Source organism: Pseudomonas sp. G34 (genome assembly GCF_031119625.1).
Lineage (GTDB): Bacteria > Pseudomonadota > Gammaproteobacteria > Pseudomonadales > Pseudomonadaceae > Aquipseudomonas.
Window position 1 is genome coordinate 87073 of the sequence record NZ_JAVHZV010000010.1, and the last position, 16675, is coordinate 103747.

13 protein-coding genes are annotated in these 16675 nt (G+C 67.5%); 7 read left to right on the top strand and 6 right to left on the bottom strand.

Going from position 1 to position 16675, the window contains the following annotated elements; all coding sequences use genetic code 11:
• Nucleotides 1-2: 2 nt before the first annotated feature.
• Genes QYS36_RS08275 through QYS36_RS08285 form a run of 3 tightly spaced genes read left to right on the top strand, consistent with a single transcriptional unit; the run spans nucleotide 3 to nucleotide 5256 of the window.
• The gene (locus tag QYS36_RS08275; RefSeq protein WP_308839023.1) at nucleotides 3-1112 is read left to right on the top strand and encodes an efflux RND transporter periplasmic adaptor subunit; all 1110 of its coding nucleotides are present in this window, start codon (nucleotides 3-5) and stop codon (nucleotides 1110-1112) included.
• On the top strand, nucleotides 1109-2173 hold the full coding sequence (locus tag QYS36_RS08280) for an efflux RND transporter periplasmic adaptor subunit (protein WP_308839024.1): 1065 nt from the start codon (nucleotides 1109-1111) through the stop codon (nucleotides 2171-2173). The genes QYS36_RS08275 and QYS36_RS08280 overlap by 4 nt, the downstream gene beginning before the upstream one ends.
• A complete protein-coding gene (locus QYS36_RS08285; RefSeq protein WP_308839025.1) occupies nucleotides 2170-5256 on the top strand; it encodes an efflux RND transporter permease subunit in 3087 nt (1028 codons plus the stop codon). Before QYS36_RS08280 ends, QYS36_RS08285 begins: the two co-directional genes overlap by 4 nt.
• Nucleotides 5257-5427: 171 nt before the next feature.
• Here the strand turns inward: QYS36_RS08285 and QYS36_RS08290 are convergent, their stop codons facing one another.
• Nucleotides 5428-5895 (bottom strand): transposase, encoded by a 468-nt coding sequence (locus QYS36_RS08290; protein ID WP_308839026.1) that lies wholly within the window; start codon nucleotides 5893-5895, stop codon nucleotides 5428-5430.
• Between the two features lie 143 nt (nucleotides 5896-6038).
• Nucleotides 6039-7805: a sigma 54-interacting transcriptional regulator gene (locus tag QYS36_RS08295; RefSeq protein WP_308839027.1), complete on the bottom strand. Its 1767-nt coding sequence runs from the start codon at nucleotides 7803-7805 to the stop codon at nucleotides 6039-6041.
• 255 nt (nucleotides 7806-8060) lie between these two features.
• Here QYS36_RS08295 and QYS36_RS08300 point away from each other — a divergent pair, with 255 nt between their 5' ends.
• Genes QYS36_RS08300 through QYS36_RS08310 form a run of 3 tightly spaced genes read left to right on the top strand, consistent with a single transcriptional unit; the run spans nucleotide 8061 to nucleotide 11359 of the window.
• Nucleotides 8061-9542 carry a benzaldehyde dehydrogenase gene (locus QYS36_RS08300; RefSeq protein ID WP_308839028.1) on the top strand — a complete coding sequence of 494 codons (1482 nt, stop codon included), beginning with the start codon at nucleotides 8061-8063 and terminating at the stop codon, nucleotides 9540-9542.
• A gap of 49 nt (nucleotides 9543-9591) precedes the next feature.
• Entirely contained in the window at nucleotides 9592-10356 is a 765-nt protein-coding gene (locus QYS36_RS08305) for a coniferyl-alcohol dehydrogenase (protein ID WP_308839261.1), read from the top strand.
• 55 nt (nucleotides 10357-10411) lie between these two features.
• Nucleotides 10412-11359, top strand: a complete 948-nt coding sequence (locus tag QYS36_RS08310; RefSeq protein WP_308839029.1) for a transporter — start codon at nucleotides 10412-10414, stop codon at nucleotides 11357-11359.
• A gap of 18 nt (nucleotides 11360-11377) precedes the next feature.
• Here the strand turns inward: QYS36_RS08310 and QYS36_RS08315 are convergent, their stop codons facing one another.
• A complete protein-coding gene (locus tag QYS36_RS08315; protein ID WP_308839030.1) occupies nucleotides 11378-12394 on the bottom strand; it encodes a bile acid:sodium symporter family protein in 1017 nt (338 codons plus the stop codon).
• Nucleotides 12395-12492: 98 nt separating this feature from the next.
• Here QYS36_RS08315 and QYS36_RS08320 point away from each other — a divergent pair, with 98 nt between their 5' ends.
• Nucleotides 12493-13284: a helix-turn-helix transcriptional regulator gene (locus tag QYS36_RS08320; protein ID WP_308839031.1), complete on the top strand. Its 792-nt coding sequence runs from the start codon at nucleotides 12493-12495 to the stop codon at nucleotides 13282-13284.
• A 1-nt stretch (nucleotide 13285) separates the two neighbouring features.
• Here QYS36_RS08320 and QYS36_RS08325 read toward each other — a convergent pair whose 3' ends face one another.
• From QYS36_RS08325 to QYS36_RS08335, 3 genes are all read right to left on the bottom strand, one after another.
• Nucleotides 13286-14065 carry a DUF1835 domain-containing protein gene (locus tag QYS36_RS08325; protein WP_308839032.1) on the bottom strand — a complete coding sequence of 260 codons (780 nt, stop codon included), beginning with the start codon at nucleotides 14063-14065 and terminating at the stop codon, nucleotides 13286-13288.
• Nucleotides 14066-14084: 19 nt separating this feature from the next.
• A complete protein-coding gene (locus QYS36_RS08330) occupies nucleotides 14085-15158 on the bottom strand; it encodes a hypothetical protein (protein WP_308839033.1) in 1074 nt (357 codons plus the stop codon).
• 72 nt (nucleotides 15159-15230) lie between these two features.
• Complete coding sequence (locus tag QYS36_RS08335; RefSeq protein ID WP_308839034.1) at nucleotides 15231-16649, bottom strand: FAD-binding oxidoreductase; 1419 nt, start codon at nucleotides 16647-16649, stop codon at nucleotides 15231-15233.
• Nucleotides 16650-16675: the final 26 nt, after the last annotated feature.

Sequence of the window (16675 nt, forward strand, 5' to 3'; positions counted from 1 at the left end):
GCATGCCGCCCGTATCGACCTCTGCTCTGCCTCGCCTTGCCGTGGCCTTGCTGGCTTTCGCGCTGCTCGCTGGCTGCGCCGATGAGCCACCCCCCGCGCCGAAGAACCCGCGGGTCAAGGTGGCCACGGTCAGCCAGGTCGATTACGCGGCAGACGCCACCATCACCGGTGATATCCAGGCGCGGGTACAGACCGACCTGTCGTTTCGCGTCGGCGGCAAGATCACCGAGCGGCTGGTGGATGTCGGCGATACGGTGAAGGCCGACCAGGTGCTGGCGCGCCTCGACCCGCAGGACCAGCGCAACGCGGTGCGTTCCGCCGAAGCCGCGGTCGAGGCCGCCCAGGCCCAGGTCAAGCTCAGCGCCGCCAACCTGTGGCGCCAGCAGCAGCTGCTGCCCAAGGGCTACACCAGCCGCAGCGAATACGACAGTGCCCTGGCCAGCGACCGCAGCGCGCGCAACAGCCTGGCAGCGGCCCAGGCGCAACTCGCCGACGCCCGCGAGCAGGCCGGCTATACCGAACTGCGCGCCGAAAGCGACGGGGTGATCACCGCGCGCCAGGCCGAGGTCGGCCAGGTGGTGCAGGCCGCCACGCCGATCTTCGGCCTGGCCCGCGAGGGCGAGCGCGATGCGGTGTTCAACGTCTTCGAAGCGCTGCTGGTCGAGCCTGGCCAACAGCTACAGGTCAGCCTGCTGAACAACCCCGAGGTGAGCGCCAGGGGTACGGTGCGTGAGGTCAACCCGCAGGTCTCGGCGCAAAGCGGCACCGTGCAGGTGAAAGTCGGCCTTGAGCAGGTGCCGGCGGCAATGACCCTGGGTTCCACCGTCAGCGCCCATGTCCGCAACCCGGCGCTGCGCAGCGTCGAGCTGCCCTGGTCAGCGCTGACCAAAGCGGAAAGCGAGCCGGCGGTGTGGCGCCTCGCTGACGATGACAGCGTGCAGCTGCACCCCGTGCAGGTGGGCCGTTACCTGACCGACAAGGTGATCATTCGCGCCGGCCTGGAAGATGGCGACCGCGTGGTGGTGGCCGGCGGGCAGTTGCTGCACCCGGGCCAGAAGGTGGAAATCGCCGAGGCCCGTGAGCAGAAGCACACGCAGGAGCAGCAGCCATGAACCGGGCTATCCCGTTCGTGCTGCTCGTCGCCCTGCTGAGCGGCTGCGCCGAGGACGAAAAACCCGAACCAATCCGCCCGGTGCTCTACACCGAGGTGCAGCAGCAGAACCAGCAGATTCTCGGCCGCTTCGCCGGCACCATCGAGGCACGGGTGCAGAGCACCCTGGGCTTTCGTGTCGGCGGCCGGGTCGCCCGCCGCCTGGTGGATGCCGGGGCCGAAGTGAAGGCCGGCACCACCCTGGCGACCCTCGACCCCACCGACCAGCAGAACGCCCTGCGTGCCAGCGAAAGCGACCAGGCGCGCAGCGAAGCGCAGTGGATCAACGCCCAGGCCAATGCCCGCCGCCAGCAGCAACTGTTCGACCGTGGCGTCGGTGCCAAGGCCAACCTGGAACAGGCGCAGACCGAACTGAGCAACGCCCGCAGCAACCGCGAACAGGCCGAAGCGGCCACCCGCCAGGCCCGCGACCGGCTCGCCTACGGCACCCTGAGCAGCGATTTCGATGCGGTGGTCACCGCCTGGCACGTGGAGGCCGGCCAGGTGGTCGGCGCCGGCCAGGAGGTGGTCACCCTGGCCCGCCCAGACGTGCGCGAAGCAGTGTTCGACCTGCCCGTGGAGCTGGCTGACGGCCTGGATGATCAGGTGCAGTTCAACGTCGCCTCGCAGCTCGACCCGAGCATCGCCACCCGTGGTCGGCTGCGCGAACTGGCGCCGCGCGCCGATGCCGCCACCCGTACCCGCCGCGCCCGCCTGACCCTGGAAGACACGCCGCCCGGCCTGCGCCTGGGCACCGCCGTGGCCATCAGCCTGACCCGCGCGCAGAAGCCGCGCAGCCTGCTGCCGGCCGCCGCCGTGCAGGAAGTCGACGGCCAGAGCCGCGTGTGGGTGATCGACACCCAGGCCAAGACCGTACACCCGCGCCGCGTGCAGGTGGTCGGCCGCGACGGCGAACAGATCAGCGTCGAGGGCCTGTCGGCCGGCGACAAGGTAGTCAGCGCCGGCCTGAGCGAACTCAAGGACGGCCAGCAGATCCGCATCGATGAGGGCGTCGCACCATGACCCAGCAGGCGCCGCGCAAGAACGGCTTCAACCTCTCGGACTGGGCGCTGCGCCACCAGTCGTTCGTCTGGTACCTGATGTTCGTGTCGCTGCTGATGGGCGTGATTTCCTACATGAACCTGGGCCGCGAGGAAGACCCGGCGTTCACCATCAAGACCATGGTCATCCAGACCCGCTGGCCCGGCGCCACGGTCGACGAAACCCTCAGCCAGGTCACCGACCGCATCGAGAAGAAGCTCGAGGAACTGGACTCGCTGGACTACGTGAAGAGCTACACGCGCCCCGGCGAATCAACGGTGATGGTGTTCCTGCGCGACACCACCAAGGCCGATGAAATCGACGGCATCTGGTACCAGGTGCGCAAGAAGATCGACGACATCCGCGGCGAGTTTCCCCAGGGCTTGCAGGGCCCCTCGTTCAACGATGAATTCGGCGATGTGTTCGGCTCGATCTACGCCTTCACCGGCGACGGCCTGAGCATGCGCCAGTTGCGCGACTACGTGGAGCAGGTGCGCGCCGAGATCCGCAGCGTGCCGGATCTGGGCAAGGTGCAGATGGTCGGCCAGCAGAACGAGGTGTTCTACCTCAACTTCTCGACCCGCAAACTGGCCGCCCTGGGCATCGACCAGCGCCAGGTAATCCAGAGCCTGCAGGCGCAGAACGCGGTGACGCCCTCCGGGGTGATCGAGGCCGGGCCGGAGCGGATTTCCGTGCGCACCAGCGGCCAGTTCGCCTCCGAAGCCGACCTGCGCAACGTCAACCTGCGCCTCGACGACCGCTTCTACCGGCTGACCGATATCGCCGAAATCACCCGCGGCTACGTCGACCCGCCCCAGGCGCTGTTCCGCTACAACGGCAAGCCGGCCATCGGCCTGGCCATCGCCATGCGCGACGGCGGCAATATCCAGACCTTCGGCAAGGCCCTGCACGGGCGCATGGACCAACTGACTGCCGAGCTGCCGGTGGGCGTTGGCGTGCACGTGGTGTCCGACCAGGCCGAAGTGGTGGAAGAAGCCGTCAGCGGCTTCACCCGCGCGCTGTTCGAGGCGGTGCTGATCGTCATGCTGGTGAGCTTCGTCAGCCTCGGCATTCGCGCCGGCCTGGTGGTCGCCTGCTCGATCCCGCTGGTGCTGGCCATGGTGTTCATGTTCATGGAATACAGCGGCATCACCATGCAGCGTATCTCCCTGGGCGCGCTGATCATCGCCCTCGGGCTGATGGTCGACGACGCGATGATCACCGTCGAAGTGATGGTCACGCGCCTGGAGAAAGGTGACTCGCTGCACGACGCCGGTACCTTCGCCTACACCTCCACGGCCTTCCCGATGCTCACCGGCACCCTGGTGACGGTGGCCGGCTTCGTGCCCATCGGCCTCAACTCCAGCTCGGCGGGCGAGTACACCTTCACCCTGTTCGCGGTGATCGCCGTGGCGCTGCTGCTGTCCTGGCTGGTGGCCGTGGTGTTCGCCCCGGTGATCGCCGTGCACATCCTGCCCAAGCGCCTGCAGGCCAAGGAAAAAGGCCCGGGCCGCATCGCCCGCGCCTTCGACAGCGGCCTGCTGCTGGCCATGCGGCACCGCTGGTGGACCATCGGCCTGACCATCGCCCTGTTCGCCGCCTCCCTGGCCGGCATGACGATGGTGCAAAGCCAGTTCTTCCCGGCCTCGGACCGCCCGGAAATTCTCGTCGACCTCAACCTGCCGCAGAACGCCTCGATCAACGAGACCCGCGCCCAGGTCGATCGCCTCGAAGCCAGCCTGCAGGGCGACGACGACATCGCCCGCTGGAGCACCTACATCGGCCAGGGCGCCCTGCGCTTCTACCTGCCGCTCGACCAGCAACTGCAGAACCCCTTCTATGCCCAGCTGGTGATCGTCGCCAAGGACATCGACGCCCGCGATCGCCTGGTGGCCAAGCTCAACAAGCGCCTGCGCGAAGACTTCGTCGGCATCGGCAGCTTCGTGCAGCCGCTGGAGATGGGCCCGCCGGTCGGCCGGCCAATCCAGTACCGGATCAGCGGCGCAGATGTCGACCAGGTGCGCAAGCACGCCCTGGAACTGGCCACCCTGCTGGACAAGAACCCGGACATCGGCGAAATGGTTTACGACTGGAACGAGCCCGGCAAGGTGCTGCGCATCGACGTGGCGCAGGACAAGGCACGCCAGTTCGGGCTGTCGTCCGAAGACGTCGCCAACCTGCTCAACGGCATCGTCAGCGGCACCACGGTCACCCAGGTGAAAGATGACATCTACCTGATCGACGTCATCGGCCGCGCCGAAGACAGCGAACGCAGCTCGCCGCAAACCCTGGAGAACCTGCAGATCGTCAACCCCAACGGCGTGGCCATTCCGCTGCGCGCCTTCGCCACCGTTGGTTACGAACTGGAGCAGCCGCTGGTATGGCGCCGCGACCGCAAGCCGACCATCACCCTCAAGGCCGCGGTGGTCAGCGATATCCAGCCCACCGACCTGGTCGCCAACCTGGCGCCGGATATCCAGAAGTTCTCCGACGGGCTGCCGGGCGGCTACAGCGTCGCCACCGGCGGCACCGTGGAGGAAAGCGGCAAGGCCCAGGGGCCGATCGCCAGCGTGCTGCCGCTGATGCTGTTCCTGATGGCCACCTTCCTGATGATCCAGCTGCACAGTGTGGCCAAGACCTTCCTGGTGTTCAGCGTGGCGCCGCTGGGCCTGATCGGCGTGGTGCTGGCCCTGGTGCCGACCGGCACGCCGCTGGGTTTCGTGGCGATTCTCGGCGTGCTGGCACTGATCGGCATCATCATCCGCAACTCGGTGATCCTGGTGACCCAGATCGACGAGTTCGAACGCGCTGGCGACTCGCCCTGGCAAGCGGTGATCGACGCCACCCACCACCGCCGCCGGCCGATCCTGCTGACCGCTGCCGCCGCCAGCCTGGGCATGATCCCCATCGCCCGCGAAGTGTTCTGGGGGCCGATGGCCTACGCCATGATCGGCGGCATCTTCAGCGCCACCCTGCTGACCCTGCTGTTCCTGCCGGCGCTGTATGTGGCCTGGTATCGGATCGAGGAGCCGTCGGAAGAGCAGCGGGAGGAAGCGCCGGCTTGAGGTGAATGGCCTATCGCGTGCTGTCAGTGAGTTTCTGCGGTGCTTGGTATACCCCTTCGCGGGCATGGCCCGCTCCCACCAAGGGACTTCTGGGCGCCTTCAATTCGGTGTCGAACACAAATCCTGTGGGAGCGTGCCATGCCCGCGAAAAATTCAGCAGTCGGCTCGCCCCTAAAGCCAGACCGCATTCCAGAACGGATAGTCACCCACCCGCCTGACCAATCCAGCCCTCAGCGGATTGGCCACGATATAACGCGCCACCCCCAGCAAATCCTCCTCGGCACGCAGCCCATGGTCGTGGAAGCCTGCCAGCCAGATGCTGCTCTCAGTACCCGCGCATTTCCCCGCCATTCGACTGCTCGACGACTTCAGCCGATTGACCAGCGCAGCCAGGCTGTCCACCTCGCCCAGCTGGATCAGCCAGTGCGCATGATCCGGCATCAGCACCCAGGCCAACATGCTGCTATCGCGCAGAAGCATTGGATTTTCGAAGCAGCGGGCGGCGGCACAGCCCGCAGGGAAATGCCTGAACACCGGCGCGCGCTCACGGGTGATGGTGGTGATCAGATAGGCCGCCCCGGGGCAAGAGGCGCGGCCTCTGCGCAGGGCGCGATAGCCTGGTATGGATGACAACAGCATGAATCGACCTCCATGTTGATTCAGTGGTGCCAGTGTAGTGCTCGCTCTCCTTTCGCGCGCATGGCGAGCTCCCACAAAATGTGTGGGAGCCATCCGACGCGTGGTAGCGGGCGGGGGCGCCTGGTCCATGCCCGCGAACGCGCTCAGCTCCCCCGCGCGCGCTTGAGCCGATAGGCGAACTGCGCCCGGCTCAACCCCAGCAGCCGGGCTGCGGCAGCGAGGTTGCCGGCGCTGCGTTGCAGCGCCTGTTCCAGCAACTGGTTTTCCACGGCCTCCAGCGACAGGCTGGCGTCGGGCAGGTCGGGGCAGCCGAGCCGCGTCAGCAGGTCAACTTCGCCAGGCTGCTCCTGATGCTGCACCAGGCGCCCCTGCTGCAGCAGCGAATAGAACTCGGCGGGCAGTTCCTCGTCGCGGAACAGGTGATTGAGGTCGATGGGCGCGCCTTCGTTGCTGGCGATCACGCCGCGTTCGATCAGGTTCTGCAGTTCGCGGATATTGCCGGGAAAGCTGTAGTTGAGCAGCGCCTTGAGGCCACGCATGGTCAGGCCGACCGGTGTGCGCCCGTAGCGCTCGCAATAACGGCGCATGAAGAAATCCACCAGCAGCGGGATGTCGTCGCGCCGCTCGCGCAGCGGCGGGATAAGGATCGGGTAGACGTTGAGGCGGTAGTACAGGTCCTCGCGAAACTCACCACGGCGCACCGCCGCGCGCAGGTCGACGTTGGTGGCGGCGATCACCCGTACGTCGACGTTGATCACCGAGGTACCGCCGACCCGCTCGATCTCGCGCTCCTGCAGGGCGCGCAGCAGCTTGCCCTGCCCCGGCAGGCTGAGGCAGGCGACTTCGTCGAGAAACAGCGTGCCGCCCTGGGCGCGCTCGAAGCGCCCGGGCCGCGAATGGCTGGCGCCGGTGTAGGCGCCGCGTTCGACGCCGAACAGTTCGGCCTCGATCAGGCTTTCGGCGATGGCCGCGCAGTTGAGGGCCACGAACGGCCCGTCGCGGCGCTCGCTCATCCGGTGCAGGTTGCTGGCGAACAGTTCCTTGCCGACTCCGGACTCGCCGCCGAACAGCACCGTGGCCGGTGTACGCGCCACCCGCTGCAGCGACTGGAATGCCGCGCTGAAGGCGGCCGAAGCGCCGATCATGCGGCCCTCGTCGGCTTCCCCGGCGCTGGGCGGCAGCGGCTGATAGGGCGCCCGTTCCACGCGGCGGTGTTCGCCCTCCTCGGCCGAGGCGTTCAGGTAGCGCAGGTCCTCGCTCACATCGCCCCACAGCTCGGCGGTCTTGCCCAGCACGCGGCACACCTGATGGCCCATGGCGCGGCACTCCACCTCGCGAAACACCACCAGGCGGCCGAACAGCCCGCTCACGTAGCCGATGGCGTAGCCCAGCTCCATCCAGCAGGCCGGGTCGTTGCCGATGCCGTAGGCGGCGATGTGCTCGTCGTCCTCGTGGGCGTGGTGCCAGAGGAACTCGCCGTCGTAGTGGCCGCGGTCGACATCGAATTCGAAGTGCAGCGGCTCGACCTTGACCATGCCTTCCAGGCCGTGCAGGCGGATGCCGGCGGCGAAGATCGAGGCTGGCTCGGCATCCGCCCAGCGCTGCTGCACCAGGCGCGCATCGCGGGCGCCGGAGAGATAACCCGCACGGGTCAGCAGGCCGCGGGCGCGCTCCAGGCCGAGGCTGTCGATCAACTCGCGGCGCAGTGCGCCCAGCGCCTCGCAATGCAGCAACACCATGCGCTGGTCGTTGAGCCAGATGCGCCCGTCACCCGGGGAGAAGAACAGGCATTCGGTGAGGTCTTGCAGCGTTGGGGCACTCTCCCAGTCCAGCGCATCGCTGGCGCCGCGGTAATGGGACGTTTCGATGGCCTGCAGGGCATCCAGGGAAATGCGACGGGGGTCGACCATGGGCGGCTCCTTGCTTGCGCAAATCATCATGTCGGCAAGACGTAAGCACAGGCGATTTGATCATTTGCTCAAGCGCGAGCGCCTGAAATTCACGCCTGGGCAACCGCTTCACTCTGATGACTGCATCCAGATTATTGAAATTGTTATGAATTCTGCGCATGACCGGGGCCCGCTGGGTGGCCGGGCACGCTCCTTGCGATAACCATCAGTGCCACTGGCACATCACTGAAAACAACAATACTCCAAGGAGACACCATGTCTCGATCAGAATCGAACGCTGCCTTGCTGGATGAACAGGTGTGGCATGCCAGGCTGTTTTCCGGCACCTGGCGCCCGCCACTGGCAGGCGGGCGCAACGCGGTCAGCGAGCCGGCCACCGGTGCGTGCCTGGCCACCACCGGCCAGGCCCGTGCCGAGGATGTCGCCCTGGCTACCGCCGCAGCCGCCGCCCAGCAACCGGCCTGGGAGGCGGTGGCGCCGCGCCAGCGCGCGGAAATCTTCCTGCGCGCCGCCGGCCTGCTGCAGGCCCAGGCCGAGGAATGCGCGCTGTTCATCGCCCGGGAGACCGGCGGCATCCTGCCCAAGGCCCAGCATGAAGTACGTGAAGCGGTGCTGTTCCTGCAGCTCGCCGCCGGCCAGGTGATGCAGCCCCATGGCCTGGTGCTGCCGAGCAATACCGGCACGCTGTCCTACGCGCGGCGCCTGCCCCACGGCGTGGTGGGGGTGATCTCACCGTTCAACTTCCCGCTGATCCTGTCGATCCGCGCCGTGGCCCCGGCCCTGGCGGCCGGCAACGCGGTGGTGCTCAAGCCCGACCCACAAACGCCGATCGCTGGCGGTTTCCTGATCGCCCGCCTGTTCGAACTGGCCGGTCTGCCCAAGGGCGTGCTGCACGTGTTGCCCGGTGGCGCCGACGCCGGTGCGGCGCTGTGCAGCGACCCGCACGTGCGGATGATTGCCTTCACCGGCTCCACCGCCGCCGGCCGCAAGGTGGCGGAAACCGCTGGCCGGCACCTGAAGAAGGTCGCCCTGGAGCTGGGCGGCAAGAACCCGCTGATCGTCCTCGACGACGCCGACCTGGAGCGTGCCCTGAGCTGCGCCAGCTGGGGCGCCTTTCTGCACCAGGGGCAGATCTGCATGGCCAGCGGGCTGATCCTGGTGCACGAGTCGCTGCATGAGCGCTTCGTCGAGGGGCTGGTCGAGCGTACCCGGCGCCTGCGTCTGGGTGACCCGGCCGGCGGCGACGTCGAGCTCGGCCCGATGATCAACGAGAACCAGCTGGTACGCACCCACCAACTGGTGCTCGACAGCGTAGTGGCCGGCGCGCGCCTGCACACCGGCGGTCAGTACGAGGGGCTGTTCTACCAGCCCACCGTGCTCAGCCACCTCAAACCGGGCATGCCGGCCTTCGACACCGAGATGTTCGGCCCGGTCGCCTGCGTGGCCAGTTTCGCCAGCGACGAGCAGGCCATCGAGCTGGCCAACCGCAGCGAGTACGGCCTCGCCGCGGCGGTGATCTCCCGCTCGGTGGGCCGCGCCATGGCGGTCGGCGCGCGGCTGCGCGCCGGCATGCTGCACATCAACGACCAGACGGTGAACGACGACGGCGTCAACCCGTTCGGCGGCCGTGGCAATTCCGGCAACGGCGGCAGCATGAGCGGCCCGGCCAACTGGGACGAGTTCACCCAGTGGCAGTGGGTGACGGTCAAGGACACGCCGCCGCAATACCCCTTCTGAGGCTTCAGCCGATTGGCTCACGACAAGAACAAGAGGATCCACCATGAACCTGAACCTGCAAGACAAGACCCTGATCGTGACCGGCGCCGCCTCGGGTATCGGCGCGGAAGTCGCCCGCCTGGCCCGCCTCGCAGGCGCGCGGGTGATCGCCCTGGACCGCAACGAACCGCAGATCAGCGTGCACGCCTACCACCCGGTGGACCTGGGCGACCCGGCGAGTATCGACCAGGTGATCGCCCGCCTGCCCGAGCGCATCGACGGTCTGTGCAACATCGCCGGCGTGCCCGGCACGGCACCCGCCGACCTGGTCAGCCGCGTCAACTACCTGGGCCTGCGCCACCTCAGCGAAGGCCTGCTGCCGCGCCTGGCCGGCGGCTGCATCGTCAACGCCGCCTCGATCCTCGGCGCCGAATGGCCGCAACGCCTCGCCGCGCACAAGGCCCTGGCCGCCACGGCGGGCTTCGCGGCCGGCAGCGCCTGGCTGGCCGCCAACCCGGTGGAACAGGCCACCTGCTACCAGTACTTCAAGGAGGCGCTGATCGTCTGGTCGTACCAGAACGCCTCGCCCTGGTTCCGCGAGCACGACGTGCGTCTCAACTGCGTGGCCCCCGGCCCGGTGTTCACGCCGATTCTCGGCGACTTCGTGCAGATGCTCAGTGACGAGCGCCTGGAACGCGACGGCCGCCACATGAAGCGCCCGGCCCTGGCCGACGAGGTGGCCGCGGTGGTGCTGTTCCTCTGCTCGGATGCGGCGCGCTGGGTGTGTGGCGCCAACATCCCGGTCGATGGCGGGCTGGCCGCCAGCTACGTGTGAGTCGCGCCAACGCGGCGCAGCGATCTACGAAAACAACAAGACAAGGATCATCACCATGCACGCATCACGCCTCTCGGCGCTGAGCCTCGGCCTGGCTGCCCTGGCGGGCACCGCCCAGGCCTATGACCTGCCTTCCGTCAACCTGGGCTCCACCAGCTTCTACGACGGCGCGCCGCTGCCCGGCGGACCGGGCGACTACGTGGTCGAGTACCTGATCTACGGCAAGGCTTCGCGCTTCAACGACCAGCGCGGCGACAAGCTGCCGCTCCCCAGGCAGGAGATCGAGACCTTCGCGCCGGTCACCCAGTACATCCACCTGGGCCAGCCGCTGGCCAACGGCTGGATGCCCGGCGCCACGGTGATCCTGCCCTGGCTGGCCCATGCCGAGGTAGACGACGGCCTCGACAACAGCGTGCTCAGCTCACGTGAAGGCCTGGGAGACCTGGTGCTGGGCGCGTTCCTGCAATCGCCGCTGACCACCCGCGCCGACGGCTCACCGCTGTTCGCCCAGCGCCTCGAGGCCGAGGTGATCCTGCCGACCGGCGCCTACGACCGTGACAAGTCGGTCAACCCGGGCAGCAACTTCTGGTCGTTCAACCCCTACTACGCGGCCACCTACTGGTTCACCCCCAGGTGGTCGGTCAGCGGCCGCTTCTGGTACCTGTGGAACGCCAAGAACCGTGACCCGTCAGCGGCGTTCGGCGATGTGTCGAGCACCCAGGCCGGCCAGGCGCTGCACGCCAATTTCGCCACCCAGTACGCGCTCAACGACAAACTGAGCGTCGGCCTGACCGGTTACTGGCTCAAGCAGATCAGTGATACCCAGGTCGACGGCCGCGATGTCAGCGGCCGCCGCGAGCAGGTCTGGGCCATCGGCCCGGGCTTCACCTATGGGTTCTCCAAGGAGAACATCCTCACCGCCAACAGCTATTTCGAGCAGGACGCCGAGAACCGCACCGAGGGCAACAAGTTCGTGCTCAGCTTCGTGCACAAACTGTTCTAAGCTCCGGCGCGGACGCCATCACGGCGCCTTGGCGACAGGCGCCGGCTGCGCTGCCGGTGCCTCGATGACGGCCTCCGGGCGTCGGGCGTAGTGCTGGGCAATCACCGCGCAGACCATCAGCTGGATCTGGTGGAAGATCATCATCGGCAGGATCATCAGGCCGATGCTGCTACCGGCGAACAGCACCTGGGCCATCGGCACGCCGGTGGCCAGGCTCTTTTTCGAGCCGCAGAACAGGATGGTGATGCGGTCTTCCATGTTGAAACCGCACCATTTGCCGAGCAGCGCGGTGATGCCCAGCGACAGGGCCAGCAACAGGCAGCAGGCGCCGATGAGCATGCCAAGGGTCGGCCAGGACACCTGGCTCCACAGGCCACCGACCACCGCCGCGCTGAACGCGGTGTAGACCACCAGCAGGATCGAACTCTGGTCGACGTACTTGAGCCAGCTCTTGTTGCGGCCGACCCAGGCGCCGATCCAGCGCCGGGCGATCTGCCCGAGGATGAAGGGCACCAGCAGTTGCAGGGTGATCTTGCCGATGGCGTCCAGGGTCGAACCGCTGCTGCCTTGCACGTCCATCAGCAGCGCCACCAGCAGCGGGGTGAGAAAGATGCCGAACAGGCTGGAGGCCGCTGCGCTGCAGATCGCCGCCGGGATATTGCCGCGCGCCAGGGAGGTGAAGGCGATGGCTGACTGTACGGTAGCCGGCAGGGCGCACAGGTAGAGCATGCCCAGGTACAGCTCGGCGCCGATCATCGGTGATAGCAGCGGCTTGAGCGCCAGCCCCAGCAGCGGAAAGAGAATGAAGGTGCAGCTGAATACCAACAGGTGCAGACGCCAGTGGCCGGCACCGGCAAGAATTGCCTCACGGGACAGCTTGGCCCCATGCAGGAAGAACAGCAGGGCGATGGCCAGGTTGGTGATCCAGCCGAAGGCCACCGCCGCCTGGCCGCTGACGGGCAGGAAGGTGGCGATCAGCACGACGGCGATCAGCGTCAGGGTAAAGTTGTCGGGCAGTAAACGGGAACGGGCCATGGGCAGCACTCCGGGCAGGCGATGGCAGGCAGTTGCCACATAAAGGCGGCCACTCTACCCTGCCCCATAATTGCCGACTAACGCCATAAAGCCAGATCATGTCGCCTAACGGACAAAGCAGCATCACCGAACGCAGTATTCCCCAGCTGGAGCGCCTGCCCCGCCCGCTCTACGCACGCAACGAATCACTGCCCCGGCAGACCGGCACACCGCGCCACAGCCATGCCTGGGTGCAACTGACCTACGCGATTCAGGGCGTGCTGCACGTACGCACCGCGGCCGGCAGCTTCGTCGCGCCGCCGCAGCGGGCGATCTGGATCCCCGCCGGCCTGGAGCATGAGGTGCTCAGTTCGCCGAATACCGAGATGCGCAGCCTGTACCTGCACGACGACAGCCCGCAAAACCCACCGCCAGGTTGCCGCGTGCTGGGCGTGGATGCGCTGACCCGCGAGCTGATCCGCAGCTTCTGCGAGCTACCGGTGGAGTATGACGAAAGCGGGCCGGATGGCCGCCTCGCCGGGGTGCTGCTCGACCGCCTGCGGATGGCGCCGGAAGTGCTCCTGTCGCTGCCCCTGCCAAGCGACCCGCGCCTGAAAAAACTCTGCAGCCGCCTGCAGCGAAAGCCGGACGATGACCGCACGCTGGCCGCCTGGGGCAACGAGCTTGGCGTGTCGGAAAAGACCCTGAGCCGCCTGTTCCTGCGCGACACCGGCCTGACCTTTCGTGCCTGGCGGCAACGCCTGCGCCTGCTCGGTGCGCTGACGCCGCTGGAGCGCGGCGAGCGGGTCACCGATGTCGCCCTGCTCTGCGGCTACGACTCGACCTCAGCCTTCATCGCCGCGTTTCGCCAGCAGTTCGGTGCCACGCCCGGCGAGTTCTTCAGCGCCTGAATCAGCTGCTACGGCGCACCTGCAGGCCCGAGTAGCCGTGCTCGCCGGGCTCGCCATCGACTACCAGCTGACCGCTTGCCGCCAGCTCGCGGGCACGCCAGAACAGCAAGTAATCGCTGGCGAAGAAACCGTCGCAGCGCGCCATCACCTCGGCCATGACCCGGGCCAGAGGTTGCGGCTCGGCGCGGGCGTGGCGCAGCAGCGCCGCGTCGATGGCCTGGTAATCCTCGGCCGTGAAATGGCCCGCCTGCCAGCGATGAATCAGCCCGCCATCGGCCACGGCGGCCCGCCATTGCGCGGCCAGGCTGGCACGGCGCTGGGCCTCGACCACACGCGGTTTGGCCAGGCCCAGCAACGCTTGCGGCGCATGCATGGCCACCGCCTGGCGGCTCTGCACCCAGCTGTTGCCGGTGCCGCAGGCCACCTCGATCAGCGCCACGGGGCTGCCTTCCAACGCGCTGGCTACCCGCGCCAGCAGCAGCTGCTCGCTGGCACTGTCGCCATGCCAGACGGTAACCGGCCGCGCCTGCAGCGCCAGGCCGGCAAGCCACTGCGCGTCGGCGGGCAGCTCCGTAGCGAAATCCGGCAGCGGCGCCACGCCCTCGGGCCACAGCGCGTGCCAGAACGCCACGCGCGCCGCACAGGGCGGTGTGTCGACATCACCCAGCGGGCCGACGGCCAGATCGTCGCGCAGTACGCGCAGGCCAGCTTCGGCGGCCTGCGGGCCGATCACATGGGCGACGCCGGCGACAGCGTTGTCACCACAGACCAGATGCCACATAAGTCCTCCTCGTCGAGCGTTACGGGGTGAGTTTCACCGCCAGCGCCGGCTTGTCGCCCTGCTGCCAGGTGCCGGTCAGGCTGCCATCGGCCTGGAATTCGAGTTCGAAGCGGGCCGGCGGTTCGCCGTTCTCGTGAAGGGTGAGGAAGTCCTGTTGGAATTCGCCGCCCAGTTCGATCTGTTTGGCATGCTTGTCGTAGAAGTAGCTGGCCGACAGGCTGTGATCGGCATAGGGCTGCTCGATCACCAAGGTGATCGGATAAGGCCCGAGAGTGCCGTGGTAGACGCCTTGCGCCGTGCTATTGGCCGGCAAGGTGCAGTCGCTGCGTTTTTCCAGCAGCAGGCAGCGGCCGTAGGGGCTGAGATCGCCGCTCAGGGCCTGATAGCCGAGGCTGTTGGCGAACTCGCCAAGGTCGTCCAGCGCACGGCTGGCATGGTTGGCACAGGTCTCGCCTATCAGCGTCAGGCTGTCGCTGCCCAGTTGCAAGCGGTCGTAGTCAAGGCTGGCGGCGCGGCGCATGCCCACGCATTGGCGGTACATGGCGCGCTGACCTTCCAGCCACTGCTCGTCGTCGCTGAGGTTTTCGGCGTCGTCGGCCTTGGCGGGCGGCAATGCGGTCAGGAAATCTTCCAGGCGTTTGACCCGCTGCTTCTGCAGCTCGCCCTGCACACGCAGCAACCCCTCGGGAGTGAGCAACTGCGGCAAGCCGATGGGCCGCCCGCTGGCCAGGTCGAAGTTGTAGCTGCGTGAACCCTGGCTGGTGTAGGCGCCGGTGTACTCGCCGTCGATGTTCAGCGACAGATAGCCTGGCCCCTGGCCGACGACCTGATAATCGAGGTTGTTCACGCCCCAGATTTCCCCATCCTTGGGCTGTACCTTCTCGAACGGCGATTTGCTGAACCGCCCCGGCAGCGCCTGCAGTTCGCGCGCATGCAAAAAGGTGTTGATACGCCCGATGGCCGGGCTGTCGCCGACCAGCAGCGGGAAGCGATAGGTCTCCCAGTCGCTGCGCTTGGCGGTGAGGTCATCGATACGCACATCGGCCAGCGCAGGCAGGGCGATGGCAACCAGGGGCAATAGCAGCAAGCGCACGAGCACGTCCTTAATGCAGTCACGAAAGGCCGGCAGTATCCGCCACGTCCCCCGCGAACTCCAGACGAAGGCTCAGAGCAGCTTGCCCGGGTTCATCAACCCGGCCGGATCCAGGGCGTTCTTGAGGGTGCGCATCAGCTCCAGCTCCAGCGGGTCCTTGTAGCGGCGCGCCGCCTCGCGCTTGGCCTGGCCGAGGCCGTGCTCGGCGCTGATGCTGCCGGCGAACGCCGCGGTCACGTCGTAGATCAGCTGCATGATCGCCTCGGCCTGAGCCTTGAACGGTGCATCCTCGCTGCCCAGCGGCTTGCTGATGTTGTAGTGCAGGTTGCCGTCGCCGACGTGGCCGTAGGCGACGATACGCACACCCGGGAAGGCCTGTTGCAGGCGCGCGTCGGCCTGGGCAATGAACGCAGGAATACGACTGACCGGCACGCTGATGTCGTGCTTGAGGCTTGGCCCTTCATGGTTCTGCGCCTCGGAAATGCCCTCGCGCAGCTTCCATAGCGCGGCAACCTGCGCCTCGCTGCTGGCCACCACGGCGTCCAACGCTTCGCCCTGCTCGAAGGCCTCACCCAGGCCGCTTTCCAGCATCTCGGCCAGGGGCGCGTCGACCAGCGTGTCGCTCAGTTCGATCAGCACGTACCAGGGGTGCGGCTCGGCGAACAGCTCGCTGCAGCCGGCCACGTGGCGCAGCACGAATTCCACGCTCTGCCGCGACATCAGCTCGAAGCCGGTCAGGCGATCACCGCACAGGGCGCGCATGCGCCCGATCAGGTCGACCGCCGCCTGTGGGCTCGGCAACGCGACCCAGGCGGTGGTGCGGCTGCGCACCGCCGGGTAGAGCTTGAGCACGGCGGCGGTGATGATGCCCAGGGTGCCCTCGCTGCCGACGAACAGGTGCTTGAGGTCGTAGCCGGTGTTGTCCTTGCGCAGGCCGCGCAGGCCGTTCCAGATGCGCCCGTCGGGCAGCACCACTTCCAGGCCCAGCACCAGGTCGCGCATGTTGCCGTAACGCAATACGGCGGTGCCGCCGGCGTTGGTCGCCAGGTTGCCGCCCACGGTGCAACTGCCCTCGGCGCCCAGGGATAGCGGAAACAGCCGGCCGGCCTCGGCAGCCGCCTCCTGCAGGCGCTGCAGCAGCACGCCGGCCTCGACGGTGATGGTTTCGTTGCCGGCGTCCACGTCACGAATCTGCGTCATGCGCGTCAGCGACAGCACCACCTGGGTGCCGGAGCCGTCTGGAATCGAACCGCCACACAAACCGGTGTTGCCGCCCTGGGGCACCAGGGCCACGCCGGCCGCGCTGCACAGGCGAACCACCGCCGCGACCTGCTCGGTGCTGGCCGGGCGCACCACCAGCGCGGCCTTGCCGCGGTAGGCGTTGCGCCAGTCGCTCAGGTAGCTTTGCAGGCGCTGTTCATCGCGTACCAGACCGGCTTCGCCGACCACCTTTTCCAGATCCTGCAGCAAACGCTGATCAAGCATGCTCATGGTCTCTATTCCTCCGTCGGCGGGTT